General features: G+C 72.4%; 13 protein-coding genes. All 13 read left to right on the forward strand.

Annotated elements, in window-relative coordinates; translation table 11 throughout:
• The first annotated feature begins 5 nt into the window (after positions 1-5).
• The 13 genes from rsmH to dnaJ all read left to right on the forward strand — a co-directional run bounded on the left by rsmH (position 6) and on the right by dnaJ (position 16,627).
• The gene (gene rsmH / locus WMF46_RS09155) at positions 6-929 is read left to right on the forward strand and encodes a 16S rRNA (cytosine(1402)-N(4))-methyltransferase RsmH (RefSeq protein ID WP_437987873.1); all 924 of its coding nucleotides are present in this window, start codon (positions 6-8) and stop codon (positions 927-929) included.
• Positions 926-1,279 carry a hypothetical protein gene (locus WMF46_RS09160; protein ID WP_437985270.1) on the forward strand — a complete coding sequence of 118 codons (354 nt, stop codon included), beginning with the start codon at positions 926-928 and terminating at the stop codon, positions 1,277-1,279. The genes rsmH and WMF46_RS09160 overlap by 4 nt, the downstream gene beginning before the upstream one ends.
• Positions 1,276-3,363, forward strand: a complete 2,088-nt coding sequence (locus WMF46_RS09165; protein WP_437908085.1) for a penicillin-binding protein — start codon at positions 1,276-1,278, stop codon at positions 3,361-3,363. Before WMF46_RS09160 ends, WMF46_RS09165 begins: the two co-directional genes overlap by 4 nt.
• Complete coding sequence (locus tag WMF46_RS09170) at positions 3,360-4,964, forward strand: UDP-N-acetylmuramoyl-L-alanyl-D-glutamate--2,6-diaminopimelate ligase (protein ID WP_437985271.1); 1,605 nt, start codon at positions 3,360-3,362, stop codon at positions 4,962-4,964. Before WMF46_RS09165 ends, WMF46_RS09170 begins: the two co-directional genes overlap by 4 nt.
• Entirely contained in the window at positions 4,961-6,091 is a 1,131-nt protein-coding gene (mraY, locus tag WMF46_RS09175) for a phospho-N-acetylmuramoyl-pentapeptide-transferase (protein WP_437551129.1), read from the forward strand. Before WMF46_RS09170 ends, mraY begins: the two co-directional genes overlap by 4 nt.
• Positions 6,092-6,095: 4 nt before the next feature.
• Positions 6,096-7,466 carry a UDP-N-acetylmuramoyl-L-alanine--D-glutamate ligase gene (murD, locus tag WMF46_RS09180; protein ID WP_437985272.1) on the forward strand — a complete coding sequence of 457 codons (1,371 nt, stop codon included), beginning with the start codon at positions 6,096-6,098 and terminating at the stop codon, positions 7,464-7,466.
• Positions 7,463-8,788, forward strand: coding sequence for a putative lipid II flippase FtsW (gene ftsW, locus WMF46_RS09185; protein ID WP_437985273.1), 1,326 nt, complete (start codon positions 7,463-7,465; stop codon positions 8,786-8,788). Before murD ends, ftsW begins: the two co-directional genes overlap by 4 nt.
• Positions 8,782-9,993: an undecaprenyldiphospho-muramoylpentapeptide beta-N-acetylglucosaminyltransferase gene (murG, locus tag WMF46_RS09190; protein WP_437985274.1), complete on the forward strand. Its 1,212-nt coding sequence runs from the start codon at positions 8,782-8,784 to the stop codon at positions 9,991-9,993. The genes ftsW and murG overlap by 7 nt, the downstream gene beginning before the upstream one ends.
• Positions 9,993-11,402: a UDP-N-acetylmuramate--L-alanine ligase gene (gene murC / locus WMF46_RS09195; RefSeq protein ID WP_437985275.1), complete on the forward strand. Its 1,410-nt coding sequence runs from the start codon at positions 9,993-9,995 to the stop codon at positions 11,400-11,402. The genes murG and murC overlap by 1 nt, the downstream gene beginning before the upstream one ends.
• A complete protein-coding gene (locus WMF46_RS09200; RefSeq protein ID WP_437985276.1) occupies positions 11,399-12,415 on the forward strand; it encodes an FtsQ-type POTRA domain-containing protein in 1,017 nt (338 codons plus the stop codon). Before murC ends, WMF46_RS09200 begins: the two co-directional genes overlap by 4 nt.
• A gap of 141 nt (positions 12,416-12,556) precedes the next feature.
• Positions 12,557-13,876, forward strand: coding sequence for a cell division protein FtsA (ftsA, locus tag WMF46_RS09205; RefSeq protein WP_437985277.1), 1,320 nt, complete (start codon positions 12,557-12,559; stop codon positions 13,874-13,876).
• A 245-nt stretch (positions 13,877-14,121) separates the two neighbouring features.
• Positions 14,122-15,390, forward strand: a complete 1,269-nt coding sequence (gene ftsZ / locus WMF46_RS09210) for a cell division protein FtsZ (RefSeq protein WP_437534263.1) — start codon at positions 14,122-14,124, stop codon at positions 15,388-15,390.
• 151 nt (positions 15,391-15,541) lie between these two features.
• Positions 15,542-16,627, forward strand: a complete 1,086-nt coding sequence (dnaJ, locus tag WMF46_RS09215; protein WP_437551142.1) for a molecular chaperone DnaJ — start codon at positions 15,542-15,544, stop codon at positions 16,625-16,627.
• Positions 16,628-16,665 lie beyond the last annotated feature (38 nt).

The raw sequence follows: 16,665 nt of genomic DNA on the forward strand, positions 1-16,665 counted from the left end.
TCCCCATGCACCTGCCTCCTCCGCCGCCGCGCCCGCGCGGCGAGCAGCACGTCTCCGTCCTCGGCCGCGAGGTGCTCGCCGCGCTCTCGCCGGTCAGCGCGGGTGTCTACGTCGACGCCACGCTCGGCGCCGGCGGCCACACCGCGACGATCCTCGAGACGCCGGGCGCCCGGGTCATCGGGATCGATCGCGACGAGCGCGCCCTCGCCATCGCGCGCGCCAGGCTCGCCCGCGCGGGGGATCGGGTGACTTACGTTCACGGCGAGTTCTCCGAGATCGAGCGGCACCTCGCGGCCCTCGGCGTCCCGCAGGTGGACGGCCTCCTGGCCGACATCGGCGTGAGCTCCATGCAGCTCGACGATCCGGGCCGCGGCATGAGCTTCCGCGCGGAGGGGCCGCTCGACATGCGGATGGACCCGAGCCGCGGAGAGACGGCGCTCGAGCTCATCGAGCGGCTCAGCGACGAGGAGCTCGCGGATCTCATCTACCGCTACGGCGAGGAGCGCCGCAGCCGGAGGGTCGCGCGCTGCATCAAGCAGGCGGCCGACAGCGGCGAGCTCGTGACGACGCTCGACCTGCGGCGCGCCGTGGTGCGCGCCGTCGGGCCGGCGCGCATCGGCGGCGTCGATCCGGCGACGCGCACGTTCCAGGCGCTGCGCATCGCGGTGAACGGAGAGCTCGATCAGCTCGAGGCGCTGCTCGAGGCGGCGCCCAGGATCATCGCGCCGGGCGGCGTGCTCGCCGTGATCTCGTTCCACTCGCTCGAGGACCGCATCGTCAAGCGCGCGCTTCGCGAGCCGGAGGTCTGGGAGCCGCTGACGAAGAAGCCGGTGACCGCGGGCGATGACGAGGTCGAAGGCAACCCGAGGGCCCGCAGCGCAAAGCTCCGCGCCGCGCGGCGCGTGGGCGGTGCGGAGGCGCTCGCGTGACGCAGCAGCGTCCGTTCCTCATGCTGTGGACGCTCGCGGTGGCCGCGACGGTGGCGGCCTTCGTCGTGCACCTCGCGCTGCGCGGGCGCACGGTCGACCTGGGCTACAAGCTCGGGCGGGCGCGCGCCGAGCAGGCGCGGCTGCGTGAGGTCAAGCGGGTGCTCTCGCTCGAGGCGGCCAGCTACGAGACGCCGCAGCGCGTGGAGATGGTCGCCCGTTCGCTGCTCGGCATGACGCCGCCCCCGTCCGAGCGCGTGATCCCGGTGCGGGGCTACTCGGCGCCGCCCGGCGAGCGAGAGCCCGAAGGCGAGGAGTCCGGCAGCGCGCCGCCGAGCGGAGGGCGGCCGTGAAGAACCTCGATCCCCGGCGCGCGCGGTGGATCCGCATCCGCATGGGGCTGCTCTGCGGCCTCATGGCGCTCGGCCTGGGCGGCGTCGTGTCCGGCGCCTACCGCATCGAGGTCGAGGACGGGGACGCGTGGTACGACCTCGCCGAGCGGCAGCGCCAGCGGCGGCTCCATATCACGCCGAAGCGCGGCACCATCTACGACCGGAACGGCGCGCCGCTCGCGGAGAGCGTGGAGGTGCCCAGCGTCTCCGTGGACGCGGTCGAGATGCTCCGCGGCATCGAGGAGAAGTACGTCCCGATGCGGATCCAGCAGTACGCCGAGCGCATCGCGCAGGCGCTCTCGCTGCCGATCGAGGAGGTCGTGGAGAAGCTCGGCCGGCGGCGCCGCTTCGCCTGGCTCAAGCGCCGCATCTCCGAGCAGGAGGTCGAGAACGTCCGCGCGCTCGGGGACAGGACGCAGCGCTACCCGGTGCGCGGGCTCGTGATCGAGGGCGAGGGGCGCCGCTTCTACCCGAACCGAGAGCTCGCCGGCCCGCTGCTCGGCTTCGTCGCCACCGACGGCGAGGGCAAGGAGGGGATCGAGCTCAGCCTGGAGCACGAGCTCCGCGGCAACGCCTCCGAGGTGCGCGGGCTCCGCGATCGCTCGGGCCGGCTCATCTTCTCCGAGGGGATCGAGGACGAGCAGGCGCTCGCCGGGCACAACGTCCACCTGACGATCGACAAGGGCATCCAGTTCACCGCCGAGCGCGAGCTCGAGGCGGCGATGAAGACCTACGAGGCGCTCGGCGGATCGATCGTGGTCGTCGATCCGGAGAGCGGCGAGATCCTCGCCATGGCGAGCGCTCCGGGCTTCAACCCGAACGACTACTCGCAGAGCGATCCGGGGTCGCGGCGCAACCGCTGCGTCGTCGATCGCTTCGAGCCCGGCTCCACGATGAAGGTGTTCGCCATCGCGAGCGCGATCGCCGCGAAGAGCGTCTCCCCCAGCGCGACCATCTACTGCGAGGAGGGGAACATGGCGATCGACAACGTCGTGATCCACGACACGCACATTCACAAGTGGCTGACGGTGCCGCAGATCCTCGCCCAGTCGTCCAACATCGGCACGGCGAAGATCGCGCTCGGGCTCGGCGAGCAGCGGCTCTACGAGGGCTTCCGGCGGTTCGGCTTCGGGGACCTGACCGGCGTGCCGCTGCCGGGCGAGTCCGTGGGCGTGCTGCGGCCGCGCGGTCGCCCGTGGGTCCAGGTCGAGACGGCGGCGGCCTCGTTCGGGCAGGGGATCAGCGTGACCACGCTCCAGCTGGCGATGGCCACGGCCGCGGTCGCCAACCACGGGCGGCTGCTCGAGCCGATCTTGATCAAGCGGGTCACCGACGGCACGGGCGTCACGCTGTCGGAGCCGTCGCCGCGCGTGCGCCGCGACGCGGTGCCGGCGCCGATCGCGCGGATGATGTCGGAGATGCTCGTCGCGGTGACGGAGGGGGACGGGACCGGCGTCGAGGCCGCGATCCCGGGGTTCCGCGTCGCGGGGAAGACGGCCACCGCGCAGAAGATCGATCCCGCGACGGGCAAGTACACCGACACCCACTACGTGGCGTCGTTCGTCGGGTTCGTCCCGGCCGAGCGGCCTCGGATCGCCATCGCGGTGGTGCTCGATGAGCCGATGGGCGGCACGTACGCCGGCGGCTCGGTCGCGGCGCCCGTCTTCCGTCGGATCGGTGAGATGGCGCTGCGCTACCTGGGCGTTACCCCTCGCGGGAGCGTGCCGATGAAGCTGTCGGAGATCAGCGAGCAGGCCGGGGAGGACCTCGCGGCGAGCACCTACCAGGTGCTGAGCGAGGCGCGCGCCGCGGCCGCGCCGATCTCGACGGGGGTGGTCACGCCGTCCGCGCCGCTCAAGGCGGGGGAGCTGCGCGTCCCCGATCTGACGGGGCTGCCGCAGCGCGAGGCCGTGAAGAGCGCCGCCGCGCTCGGGCTCGATCCGAGCGTCGAGGGCACGGGGCGGCTCGCGCGCCAGGAGCCTCCGCCCGGGACCGTGCTGCCCAAGGGAGCGCCCCTGAAGCTCATCTTCGAGCCCCCCACATGACGGAGCACGATCACAAGGAAGCCAGCCTGGCCGAGGTCGAGCTCGCGCTCCGCCTCGGCGACGTGCTGCTCGAGATCCCGGGCGCCGCGCTCTCTCCGGCGGGCGCCGAGGACATGGTCGTCACGGGCGTGCACCTCGACTCGCGCAAGGTGGGGCAGGGGGACATCTTCGTCGCGCGCGCGGGCGCGCGCGCTCACGGCGAGCGCTTCATCCCCGAGGCCGTGGCGCGCGGCGCGCGGGCGGTGATCGTCGCCCGCGGGAGCGCGGCCGACACGCTCGGCGCCGCGCGCGTCGAGGTCCCCGACGTGCCGCTCGCGCTCGCCCAGGCTGCCGCCGTGGTCTACGGACACCCGACCTTCACGCTCGAGGTCGTCGGCATCACCGGTACGAACGGCAAGACGACGACGGCCCACCTCGTCCAGGCCTGCATCGATCGGTGCGGTGGCCAGGCCGGGATCGTCGGGACGCTCGGCTACCGCTTCGGCGATCTCGATGTCCACGCCTCGCACACGAGCCCCGAGGCGGACGAGCTCGCCCGCGTCGCCGCCGCGATGGTCGCCCGCGGCGCGACGCACCTCGTGATGGAGGTGTCGTCGATCGCGCTCGCGGCGAAGCGCGTCGACGCGGTCCGGTTCCGGATCGCCGTCTTCACGAACCTCACGCAGGATCACCTCGACTACCACGGCACGATGGAGGCGTACGCGGCGGCGAAGGCGCGCCTGTTCGTGGATCTCGGCCCCGGCGCCGCGGTCATCAACGTCGACGATCCCTTCGGGCGGCAGCTCGTCGAGATGCTCGCCCCCGGCGGGCTCTCGCGCCCGACGGCGGCGACGCTCGCGCGCTACTCGGCGGAGGTGGGCGTGGGCCCGGACGACGCGGAGATCGCCCCCGTCGAGCTCGCGCACAGCGCGAGCGGCACGTTCATCCGCGCCCGCACGCCTGCCGGCGAGGTCACCATCCGCTCCCACCTGCTCGGCGCGCACAACGCGTCGAACCTGCTCGCCGCCCTCGCCGTGGCCTACCTGCTCGGGTTCGACGTCGGTGACGCCGCCGCGGCGCTCTCGTCTCCGATCCAGGTCGCGGGCCGCCTGGAGCGCTGTGACACCCCCGGCGCCGACGATGTGATCGTGCTCGTCGACTACGCGCACACGCCGGACGCGCTCGCCCGCGTGCTCGCGAGCGTGCGCGCCCTCGGCGGCGGGCGCGTCCTCTGCGTCTTCGGGTGCGGCGGCGACCGCGATCCGCTGAAGCGGCCGCAGATGGGCGAGGCGGTCGGCCGCGCCGCCGACGTCGCCGTCGTCACCAACGACAACCCGCGGAGCGAGGACCCGCGCGCGATCGCCGACGCCATCCTGCCGGGGCTCGCCGCCGGGCGCGCGCGCGTCGTCGTCGAGCTCGATCGGGCGCGCGCGATCGAGCGCGCGGTGCTCGACGCCGAGCCGGGGGACGTGGTCCTCATCGCCGGCAAGGGCCACGAGCCGTACCAGATCATCGGCGGCGTCACGCTGCCGTTCGACGATCGCGACGAGGCGCGGCGCGCGCTCGCCGCGCGGCGCGCGCGCGCCCTCGGCGAGCGGCCGTCGCACGGAGGTGCGGGGTGATTTACGAGCTCTTCTACCCGCTCAAGTTCCACTACGGCTGGCTGAGCTGGCTCAACGTCCTCCGCTACATCCCGTTCCGCACGATCATGGCGACGATCACCGCCATGGTGCTGACGTTCGTGCTCGCGCCGTGGTTCATCCGCGAGCTCCGGCGCAAGCAGATCGGGCAGGTGGTCCGCGCCGAGGGGCCGGAGACGCACAAGATCAAGGCGGGCACGCCGACGATGGGCGGCGCGCTCATCCTGCTCTCCCTGCTGCTCCCCACCGTGCTGTGGGCCGACCTCAGGAACCCCTTCGTCCTCGCGACGACGGCCGTCACCGCGGGCTACGGCGTCATCGGCTACCTGGACGACTTCCTCAAGATCAAGCGGCGGAACAGCGGCGGCCTGCCCGGGCGCTACAAGCTCATCGGCCAGGTGCTCATCGGCGGCGCGGCCGTGGCCTACACGTTCCTGCTCGCGTCCAAGCTCCCGCCGGACTGGGCGGATATCAGGACGCGGCTCGCGATCCCGTTCGTCGCGTTCTCGAAGTACCCGATCGAGCTGCCGCTCTACGTCTACATCCCGTTCGCCGTCTTCGTCGTGGTCGCCACGTCGAACGCCGTGAACCTCACCGACGGCCTCGACGGCCTCGCGATCGGCCCGGTGATCATCAACGCGGGGACCTACCTCATCCTCGCGTACATCGTCGGCGCCTCCATCGCGAGCTTCTCGCTCGCGACCTACCTCGACATCCCGGCGATCGCGTCGGCCGGCGAGCTGTCGGTGTACTGCGGCTCGGTCATCGGCGCGGGGATCGGGTTCCTTTGGTACAACACGTACCCCGCCCAGGTCTTCATGGGGGACGTCGGGTCGCTCGCCCTCGGAGGCGGGCTCGGGATGCTCGCCGTCTTCACCAAGAACGAGCTCCTGTCGATCATCCTCGGGGGGATCTTCTTCATCGAGACGGTCAGCGTCATCACGCAGGTCCTCTCGTTCAAGCTCACCGGCAAGCGCGTCTTCTTGATGGCGCCGATCCACCACCACTACGAGAAGAAGGGGTGGGCGGAGCCCAAGATCATCGTCCGCTTCTGGATCATCTCCATCCTCCTGGCGCTGGTGTCTCTGGCGTCGATGAAGCTGCGGTGAGGGCATGATGGACGTCCGCGGGCGAACAGTGATCGTCGTGGGTCTCGGCCGGAGCGGCGTCGCGGCCGCGCGCCTCCTGAACGCGCGCGGCGCGCGCGTGATCGCGAACGACGGCGCGCCGCGCGGGCGGCTCTCCGCCGCGGCCGTGGCCCTCGAGGGCGAGGGCGTCGTCCTCGCGCCGGGAGGGCACGATCCGGCGCTGTTCGACGGCGCCGACCTCGTGGTCGTCTCGCCGGGCGTCCCGTCGTTTCCTGCGCTCGACGCCGTCGCTCGCTCCGGGCGCGAGGTCATCGGCGAGCTCGAGCTCGCGTCGCGCTTCGTGTCGGCGCCCGTCGTGCTCGTCGGCGGGACCAACGGCAAGAGCACGACGACGGCGCTCACGGGCGCGATGCTCGAGCGGGCCGGCCTCCGCACGTTCGTCGGCGGCAACTTCGGGACCCCCCTCGCCGAGGTCGTCGACCAGACGTGGGACGTGCTCGTCCTCGAGATCTCGAGCTTCCAGGCGGAGCGCGTGCCGACGCTGCACGCGCGCGCCCACGCGCTGCTGAACATCACGGACGATCACCTCGATCGCTACGCGAGCTTCGCGGCGTACGCCGACGCGAAGGGCAACCCGTTCGAGCGCATGACGCCCGACGACGTCGCGGTCGTCCCCTTCGGCGACGAGCTCGTCGCCCGACAGGCGGCGCGCGGGCGCGCCCGCGTCGTGACGTTCAGCGCGCGCGACGCCGGCGCGGACGTGAGCGCCGCGGGGGGCGCGATCGTCGATCGCGTCGCCGGCGCCCGCTACCCGCTGGATCGCGTGCGGCTCGCGGGCGCGCACAACCTCGCGAACGCCTGCGCCTCCGTCGCGCTCGCCGCCGCGCTTGGCGCCCCCGCGGCGGCGATCGGCGACGCGCTCTCGAGCTTCGAGGGGCTCGCGCACCGGACCGCGCTCGTCGCGGACGTCGATGGGGTCCGCTATTACGACGACTCGAAGGGGACGAACGTCGGCGCCTCCGTCGCCGCGCTCTCCGGCCTGATCGAGGCGAAGGCCGTTTTGATCGCGGGCGGGCGCGACAAGCTCGGCGACTACGCCCCGCTCGTGTCCGCGCTGCGCGAGCGGGGGCGCGCCCTCGTCGTCCTCGGCGAGGCCGCGGACCGCATCGCCGCCGCGGCCGCCGGCGTCCTGCCGATCGCGCGGGCGGGCTCGATGGCCGAGGCGGTCGTCGCCGCGCGCTCCCTCGCCCGGCCGGGCGACGCGGTGCTGCTCAGCCCCGCGTGCTCCAGCTTCGATATGTTCCGCGACTACAAGGACCGCGGCGACGCCTTCGTCTGCGCGGTCCGCGAGCTCCAGGGAGCTTCTGGCGGGGCCGCAGGGGAGGTGGCGTCGTGACGTCGTGGAGCAGCGCGTTCGGCGCGCGCGCCGACGCACCCAAGAACCGGCACGTCGGTCCCCCGGACCAGGAGAAGGCAGCGCCGGGCGGGATCGCGGCGGCCGCCGAGGCCTTCTGGAAGGTGCGATCGAGCCCGTCGGGGCCGGTCGACGCCCTCCTCGCGGCGGTCGTCACGGCGCTCATCGGCTTCGGCGTGGTGATGGTCTACAGCGCGAGCGCCGTCGAGGCGACGGTCCGCTACAAGGACGCGCAGTTCTTCCTCAAGCGTCAGGCGGTCTACGCGGTCCTCTCGATCGCCACGATGTGGATCACGAGCCGCATCGATCACCGTCGGCTCAAGGTCCTCACGTACCCGGTGCTCATCACCGTCACCGGGATGCTCGTCGCCTGCGTGGCGGGGCTCGGCCACAAGGCCGGCAACGCCTACCGCTGGATCTCGCTCGGCCCTGTCCACGTGCAGCCGGCCGAGGTGGCGAAGCTCGGGATCGTGCTCTGGCTCGCCTATTCGCTGTCGAAGAAGGCTGAGCGCATCAAGTCGTTCTCCGTCGGCTTCCTCCCGCACCTCCTCGTCGTCGGGCTCTTGATGCTCCTCTGCCTCAAGCAGCCCGACTTCGGCAGCGCGGTCGTGCTGCTCTTCCTGACCTTCACGCTGCTGTTCGTGGCGGGCGCGCGCGTCCCGTACATCGCCGCGTTCTCCATGCTGCTGGCGTTCGCCGGCGCCGCGCTCGTTCGCTTCAGCGGGTACCGCTACGCGCGCTACCTCGCGTGGATCGACATGGACAACAACCGCGCGGACCTCGCCTACCAGCCGTTCCAGTCGGTCATGAGCTTCGGCTCGGGCGGGCTCTTCGGCCTCGGCCTCGGGCGAGGGCTGCAGGTGCTCTACCTGCCGGAGGCGCACACCGATTTCGTGTCCGCGATCGTCGGCGAAGAGCTCGGCTTCGTCGGCATCCTCGGCCTGTGCGCGGCCTACCTCGTCATCGTCTCGCGGGGCGTGAAGATCGCCCTCGAGGCGGCCGACGACTACGGCAGCTTCATGGCGTTCGGCATCGCGACGCTCTTCGGGGTGCAGGCGATGACGAACCTCGCCGTCGCGATGGCGATCCTCCCCACGAAGGGGCTCACGCTGCCGTTCCTCAGCTATGGCGGCTCCTCGTTGCTCGTGAACGCCGCGGCCGCGGGCATCCTGCTCAGCATCAGCCGATCGAGGACCGTCGTGGCCCCCGCGAAGCGCGGCGAGGCGGGCGCTTCGCCCGTCCCGCACGCGCCGAGCGCCTCGGCCGTGGTCGCCGCCTCGGCCGAGGAGGGCGGCGCATGGTGACCGTGCTCATCGCCGGAGGCGGCACCGGCGGCCACGTCTTCCCGATGATCGCCGTGGGCGACGCCGTCCGCGCCGCGGCGCCCGACGCCCGCGTCGTGTACGTCGGCACCGCGCGCGGCATCGAGGTGCGCGTGATGGGCGAGCGCGGCGACAACCTCGAGCTGCTCCACGTCCTGCCGCTCCGCGGGGGCGGCCTCTCCGGCTTCGTGCGCGGCGCTGCCCGCGCGGGCAGCGTCCTCCCGGAGGCGAGGCGGCTCGTCGAGCGGCTCGACGCCCGCGTGGCGCTCTCGCTCGGCGGGTACGCCGGCGGACCGGTCTCCCTCGCGGCCCGCTCGCTCGGCGTTCCGGTCGCGATCCTGGAGCCGAACAGCGTCCTCGGGCTGTCGAACCGGCTGCTCGCGCCCATCGTCGATCGCGCGTACGTCGCCTTCCCGGAGACGGCGCGCGCGCTGCGCCCGAGCGCCGTGCGCCTCTTCGGCGTCCCCCTCCGGCGCGCCTTCGCCCGCGCCCCGTACGCGCCGCGCGAAGGCGCGCTCCGCCTGCTGGTCCTCGGCGGCAGCCAGGGCGCGCTGGCGCTGAACGACGTCGTCCCTCGCGCGATCGCGCGAGGCCGCGAGCGCGGCGTCGACCTCGAGGTGGTGCACCAGACGGGCAGGGATCGCGAGGCCGCGGTCCGGTCGCTCTACGCCGAGCTCGGCCTGGCAGGGCGCGCGCGCGTCGTCCCGTTCATCGACGACGTGGCGGAGGCGCTCGCCGCGGCCGACGTCGTGATCGCCCGCGCGGGCGCGTCGACGCTCGCCGAGCTCTGCGCTGTCGGGCGCCCTTCAATCCTGATTCCGTACCCGTTCGCGGCCGACAACCACCAGCTGAGGAACGCGCAGTCCCTCGAGCGGGCCTCCGCCGCGGTCGCGATCGCCCAGGGCGACGCCACCGAGCTGCGCCTCGCCGACGAGATCGCCCGGCTCGCGGCCGCGCCGGCGCTCCGCGCCCGCATGGCGGACGCGGCGGCGGCCTTCGCCACGCGGGACGCCGCGGCGCGCGTCGCCGCCGATCTGCTCGAGCTCGCGCGGGCTCCGCGCCACCGCGCGCTGCGCTTCCCCACCCTCGGAGGGCGCGCGGCGCGCGCTGGCGAGGCGCAGCGCGGCGCCGTGACGAACCAGGCGGCCCCGCTCGGCGCTGGCCTTGGCTGGGAGGAGGCAGGCTGATGTTCCGCGGTCGCGTTCGCCACGTCCATTTCGTCGGCATCGGGGGCGTCGGGATGAGCGGCCTCGCCGAGATCCTGCGCTCGCTCGAGTTCGAGGTCTCCGGCTCGGATCTCAAGGAGAGCTCGACGACGCGGCGGCTCACGTCGCTCGGCGTCCGGATCGACATCGGCCACCGCGCCGAGAACGTCCGCGGCGTCGATGTCGTCGTGTACTCGAGCGCCATCCGCCCCGAGAACCCCGAGCTCACCGAGGCGCGCGCGCTCGGCACCCCGGTGATCGGGCGCGCGGAGATGCTCGCCGAGCTGATGCGCGTGAAGTACGGCGTCGCGATCGCGGGCTCGCACGGCAAGACCACCACGACCTCCCTGGTCGCCACGGTCCTGCGCGCCGCCGGCCTCGATCCCACCGTCGTCGTCGGCGGCAAGATGGCGGCGCTCGGCACGAACGCGCGGCTCGGCGCCGGTGACCTGCTCGTCGCCGAGGCCGACGAGAGCGACGGATCGTTCCTGCGGCTCACCCCGACGATCGCGGTGGTCACCAACATCGACCCCGAGCACCTCGATCACTACGGCACGCACGAGCGCATCAAGGACGCCTTCGTCGAGTTCGCCGCGCGCGTCCCGTTCTACGGGCTCGCCGTGCTCTGCCTCGACCACCCGCACGTCCAGGATCTGCTCCCGCGCATCCCGCGCCGCCACGTCACGTACGGCGTCTCGCCGCAGTCGGACTACTCGGCGCGCGGCATCCAGTTCCGCGGCCTCGAGACGAGCTTCAACGCGTACCGCCGGGGGGAGCCGCTCGGCGGCTTCACGGTGAAGATGCCGGGCGCGCACAACGTCCTCAACTGCCTCGCGACGATCGCGGTCGCGGACGAGCTCGAGGTGCCGCTCGACGTCACCAAGCAGGCGCTGGCCACGTTCGGCGGCGTCGCTCGCCGCTTCACCGTCGTCGGGTCGGTCGGCGGCGTCACGATGATCGACGACTACGGCCACCACCCGGCCGAGATCCGCGCCACCATCGACGCGGCCCGCCGGGCGTTCCCCGGCGAGGATCACCGCGTCGTCGTGGCCTTCCAGCCGCACCGGCACACCCGCACGCGCGATCTCTTCGACGAGTTCACGCGCGCCTTCAACCAGGCCGACGTCCTGCTCGTCACGGACATCTACGCCGCGGGCGAGCCGCCGATCCCCGGCGTCACCGCGGAGCGCCTCGTCCAGTCGATCCGGGAGCACGGCCACCACGACGCGCGCTTCATCGCCGACAAGGCCGACCTCCCGGAGGCCCTCGAGAAGATCGCCCGGCCCGGCGACGTGGTCATCGCGCTCGGCGCGGGCGACGTGAACGCGTGCGTGCGGGGGCTCAAGGCGCGGCTCGAGGCGAAGTCGCCGCCGCAGGAGGGCAGCTCATGACCGAGCGTCCCAGCGCGCCCCCGGCGAACCGCCGCCGCTCGCTGCCGTCGGTGCCCGCGGCGCCGCCGGTCCGGGCGGCCTCGCGCGGCTCGAAGCCCGAGCCCGTGGCGGCGGTGCCGCCGAAGAACGAGCGCGTGCGCGCGTCGACCCCGCCGTCGCACGAGTCGCCGGCCCCGCCCGCGACGAGCGTCTCCGTGCGCCCGCCGCGCCCGCCGGCGAAGGACGGCGCGCCCCCGGCGGCGCGCCCTCGGCCGCCGATCGCGCGCCACCTCCGCGCGCTGCAGCTGCTCGCGGGCGCCGCCGTCGTGCTCGTCGCCTCCACCGCCGTCGCGTGGGGCGCGCGCCGCTACATCGTGTCGAGCCCTCGCTTCGCCGTGCGCACGGTGCTCGTCGACGGCGTCCAGCGCCGGACCGCTGAGCAGGTGGCCAGCTCCGGCGGCATCGAGGTGGGCAAGAACATCTTCACGCTCGATCTCGAGCTCGCCGGCGCCTCGATCGCCACCGACCCCTGGATCGAGAAGGCGACGGTCACGCGCAGGCTCCCCTCGACGATCCACGTCGACGTCGTCGAGCGGGAGGCGCAGGCCCTGGTCGCCATCGGCGGCGATCTCTACCTCGCGACCCGCGACGGCGAGCTCTTCAAGGAGCTCGCCGGGGACGACCCCGTCGACCTCCCGATCGTCACGGGGATCACCGGCGAACAGGTGGCGCGGGATCGCCCCGGCGTCGTCATCGCGGTCCGGCGCCTGCTCGACGTGGTCGAGGACCTGGAGCGCGCCGGCGTCGCGCGCCGCTATCCGACCCAGGAGCTCCACGTCGAGCGGGACGGGTCGATCGTCGTCACCATCGGAAAGGAGGCGATCTCGCTCCACCTCGGGCAGCCGCCCTACCGGGACAAGGTCGCCCAGGCGTCGCGGGTGCTCACCGAGCTCGCCCAGCGAAAGGCGAGCGCGTCGGTGATCTTCCTCGACAACGACGCGCACCCCGAGCGCGTCGTGGTGAGGATGAGATGAGCGCCGTCGGGCCCGCTCTCCGCGCCGGCGATCGCCGAGCAAAACTTGGCCGGTGCTGCTGGCTCATGGCAGCGTCGTGCCCGCCTTACACGCGCATGGGGCTCGTCCCCGCATGAGGTGGTGCACGCAATGAAGAGCCGGATGGAGACTACTGAGATCGTCGTCGGACTCGACATCGGGACGACCAAGGTCTCGGCGGTCGTTGGCGAGATCGACGCTGATGGGATCACCATCCTCGGGGTGGGCAACGTCCCGTGCCGCGGCCTGCGGAAGGGCGTGGTGAGCAACATCGACTGGACCGTGCGCTCGATCGCCGAGGCGATCGAGGCCGCCCAGACGATGGCGGGCGTCGAGATCCGCACCGTGTATGCCGGCGTCGCGGGCAGCCACATCCGCTGCCAGCAATCCGACGGCGTCGCTGCGGTCTCCGGCGGCGAGGTCACGCGGCAGGACGTCGAGCGCGTCCTCGAGGGCGCGCGGGCCATCCCTGTCGACGCCGATCGTCAGATCCTGCACGTCCTGCCGCGCGAGTTCACGGTCGACAACCAGGACGGCATCCGCGACCCGGTCGGGATGAGCGGCGTCCGGCTCGGCGTGAAGGTGAACCTGATCACCGCCGCGACCTCGTGCGTGCAGAACGTCGTCCGCTGCGCGGAGCGCTGCGGCCTCACCGTGGCCGACGTGGTGCTGGAGCCGCTCGCCAGCGCGGAGGCGGTGCTCTCCGAGGACGAGAAGGAGATCGGCGTCGCCATCATCGACATCGGCGGCGGTACGACGGACCTGCTCCTCTACGTGGACGGCGGAATCGCGCATGCCAGCGTGATCCCGGCGGGCGGCAACAACGTGACGGCCGACATCGCCGCCGGGCTGCGCACGCCGATGGGCGAGGCCGAGCGCCTGAAGCGCAACGCCGGCTGCGCCCTGGGCCGAATGGTGGGCGACGAGGAGGAGATCGAGGTCCCCGGCGTCGGCGGGCACCTGCCGCGCAAGGCGGCGCGCCGCGTCCTCTCGGACATCATCGAGCCGCGCGTCGAGGAGATCTTCGCGGTCATCCGCAAGCGGATCGAGGACACCGGGATGCTCGAGCAGCTCTCGGCCGGCGCGGTGGTCACCGGCGGCGGCGTCCTCATGGAAGGGATGACAGAGTTCGCCGAGGAGATCCTCGGGATGCCCGTGCGCCTCGGCGTGCCGGTCGGCGTGCGAGGCATCACGCAGCTCGTGGCCGGCCCGCAGTACGCGACGGGCGTGGGCCTCGTTCAGTACGGCGCCAACGCACTCGCGCAGGCGCGCGCGCTCACGCCGGTGACGCTCGACGCCGGCCACGCCGGCCACGCCGGGCGCGCGGAGATCCGTCGCGAGAAGCTCCGCGAGCGCGAGTTGCGTCGAGATGTCGTCGAAGAAATGGCGATTGAAAAGAGGTCGAGCGGGAGGTTCTGGAACTGGCTTCGAGCAGCATTCTAGGCATGACGTGGCAAGAGAAAGTTGTTAGAGAATTGGGTTTGAGAGGGTCCGATAGCGCACTGGCGATCCCTCTTGAATTCGAAGTCAAGAGGGTTTGAAGCGCGGTGTTCGAAGGGGAAGAGGCGCCCCTCCGAATGCCGTCCGGAGCGAGGATGTCCTCGCGCACTGAGGGTTCCGCGCCGCTCGACCTCCGTAGGGGTCGGCGCCGGGCCGAGCGGCTAGCTGTACTTCCCCGGGAGGAGTTCATGAGTTTCTCCATCGAGTTTGCCGACGAGCACACCGGGTACGACGCCCGGATCAAGGTCATCGGTTGTGGCGGTTCTGGCGGCAATGCAGTCAACACGATGATCAACTTCGGCCTCGAGGGCGTGGAGTTCATCGTCGTCAACACGGACGCCCAGGCGCTCGGATCGAGCCTCGCGCCGACCAAGCTCCACATCGGGGCGAGCGTCACGCGCGGTCTCGGAGCGGGCGCCGATCCCGAGAAGGGCCGCAAGGCGGCGCTCGAGGACGTGACGCGGGTGAAGGAGTGCCTCCAAGGCGCGGACATGGTGTTCGTCACCGCGGGGATGGGCGGCGGCACGGGCACGGGCGCCGCGCCGGTCATCGCGCAGCTCGCGCGCGAGGAGGGCTGCCTCACCGTCGGCGTCGTGACGAAGCCGTTCTTCTTCGAGGGCAAGCAGCGCTCGCGCCGCGCCGAGCTCGGCCTCGCGATGCTCGCGGAGCACGTCGACACGCTCATCACGATCCCGAACCAGAAGCTCCTCTCGCTGGGCGACGAGGACCTCTCGTTCGTCGAGGCGTTCCGCAAGGCGGACGAGGTGCTCTATCAGGCGATCAAGGGCATCAGCGATCTCATCACGCAGAACGGGATCGTGAACGTCGACTTCGCGGACGTGAAGACGGTGATGTCGAACATGGGCCGCGCGCTCATGGGCACCGGCTGCGCGAAGGGGCAGGGCCGCGCTCGCCTCGCCGCCGAGATGGCCGTCAGCTCGCCGCTGCTCGACGACATCTCGGTCGAGGGCGCGACCGGCGTGCTCATCAACATCGTCGGCGGCCCCGACATGCGGATGCGCGAGATCGAGGAGGCCGCGACGCTCGTGCAGGAGCAGGCGCACGAGGATGCGAACATCATCTTCGGCGCGACGATCGACGAGAACATGGGCGAGATGATCAAGGTCACGGTCATCGCGACCGGCTTCGACCACCTCGTCGCCGAGGTCCCGCAGCAGCTCGCGAGCGCCGCGCAGCCTCGCGCCACCGCGCACTCCATCGGAGCGTCGCTGGCCGCGGCGGCCGGGCCGATGTCGGGCCGCTCCGCCCCGAGCGCTCCTCCCATGCCCATGACGCAGCGCCAGCCGCACCGGCACGAGGAGGTCGCGTATCCGACCACCCGTCGGCCCGCGCCGCAGGTCCAGGCGGCAGGCGGCGGCCCGCGCGACCGCGCGAGCTTCGTCCCTCCGCTCGACTCCGACTGGGACACGCCCGCGTTCCAGCGCCGGGGCCAGTAGCAGCGCCGCAGCCCGCACGGAAGAAGTCCCGGTGCTCAACCACCGCGGGCGTTCACGCTGTATTACGCGTTGACAGGCGCGCGTGACGACTTATGGTCAGCCGGCGCCTGTGCCCGCTGTCGGGCAGGATCGACGCGGCGGTCCACGATTCATGAGTGAAAAGCGCGACTTCTACGAAGTTCTTGGCCTCGCGCGAGACGCGACGCCTGACGACATTCGCAAGGCCTATCGTCAGGCTGCGTTGAAGAACCACCCGGACCGGAACCCCGGCGATGCGTCGGCGGAGGCTCGCTTCAAAGAGGCCACCGAGGCGTACCAGGTCCTCTCCGATGAGGAGAAGCGCAGGCGGTACGACCAGTTCGGGCACGCCGGCCTCGAGGGGATCGGCGGCGCGGCCGACGGCGACATCTTCTCCCACTTCCAGGACATCTTCTCGGAGTTCTTCGGCGGCTTCGGCGGCGGGCAGCGCCGGCGCCGCGGGCCCGCGCGCGGGCAGGACATCCGGGTTCAGCAGCGGCTCTCGCTGCGGGACGCCTTGCTCGGCTGCAAGCGGGAGGTCGTCCTGCGGACGCCGGTGGCGTGCGACGACTGCTCCGGCTCGGGGGCGAAGCCAGGGACGAAACGCAAGCCGTGCGGTACGTGCGGCGGCGCCGGGCAGGTCTCGACCTCGCGCGGGTTCGTGATGTTCACCCAGACGTGCCCTGAATGCTCGGGCGAGGGGTCGGTCATCAAGACGCCGTGCGCCACCTGCAAGGGGTTCGGGGCGGTCGAGAAGACGCGGAAGGTCGTCGTCAATTTCCCGGCCGGCATCGACGGCGGCCAGCGGCTCAGGGTGCCGGGCCAGGGCATGCCGGGCGCCCAGGGCGCGCCGCCCGGCGATCTGTACGTCGACGTCGATCTCGCCGCGGACGAGCGCTTCGAGCGCGACGGGCTCGACCTCATCACGCGGGCGCCCATCTCCTTCGCCGACGCGGCGCTCGGCAGCACGGTCAAGATCGACCTGCCGGACGACACGGTCGTCGACGTCGAGGTCCCGGCGGGCGTGCAGCCCGGCGAGGTGATCTCGGTCAAGGGCAAGGGCGCGCCCCGGATCGATGGTCGCGGGCGCGGAGCGCTCCAGGTGGTCATCCAGGTCGAGGTGCCGCGGAACCTGTCGCCTGCAGCGCAGGAGCTGCTCCGCAGGTTCCAGGACGAGGTAGCCAAGCACCCGCCGGCGGCGAAGGCGGCGACCGCGTAGGTCTGCTGGTCGCACGACCTCCGGCCAGCGCTGCGACG

Origin of the sequence: Sorangium sp. So ce117 (genome assembly GCF_051524395.1) — a bacterium.
GTDB lineage: Bacteria > Myxococcota_A > Polyangia > Polyangiales > Polyangiaceae > Sorangium > Sorangium cellulosum_B.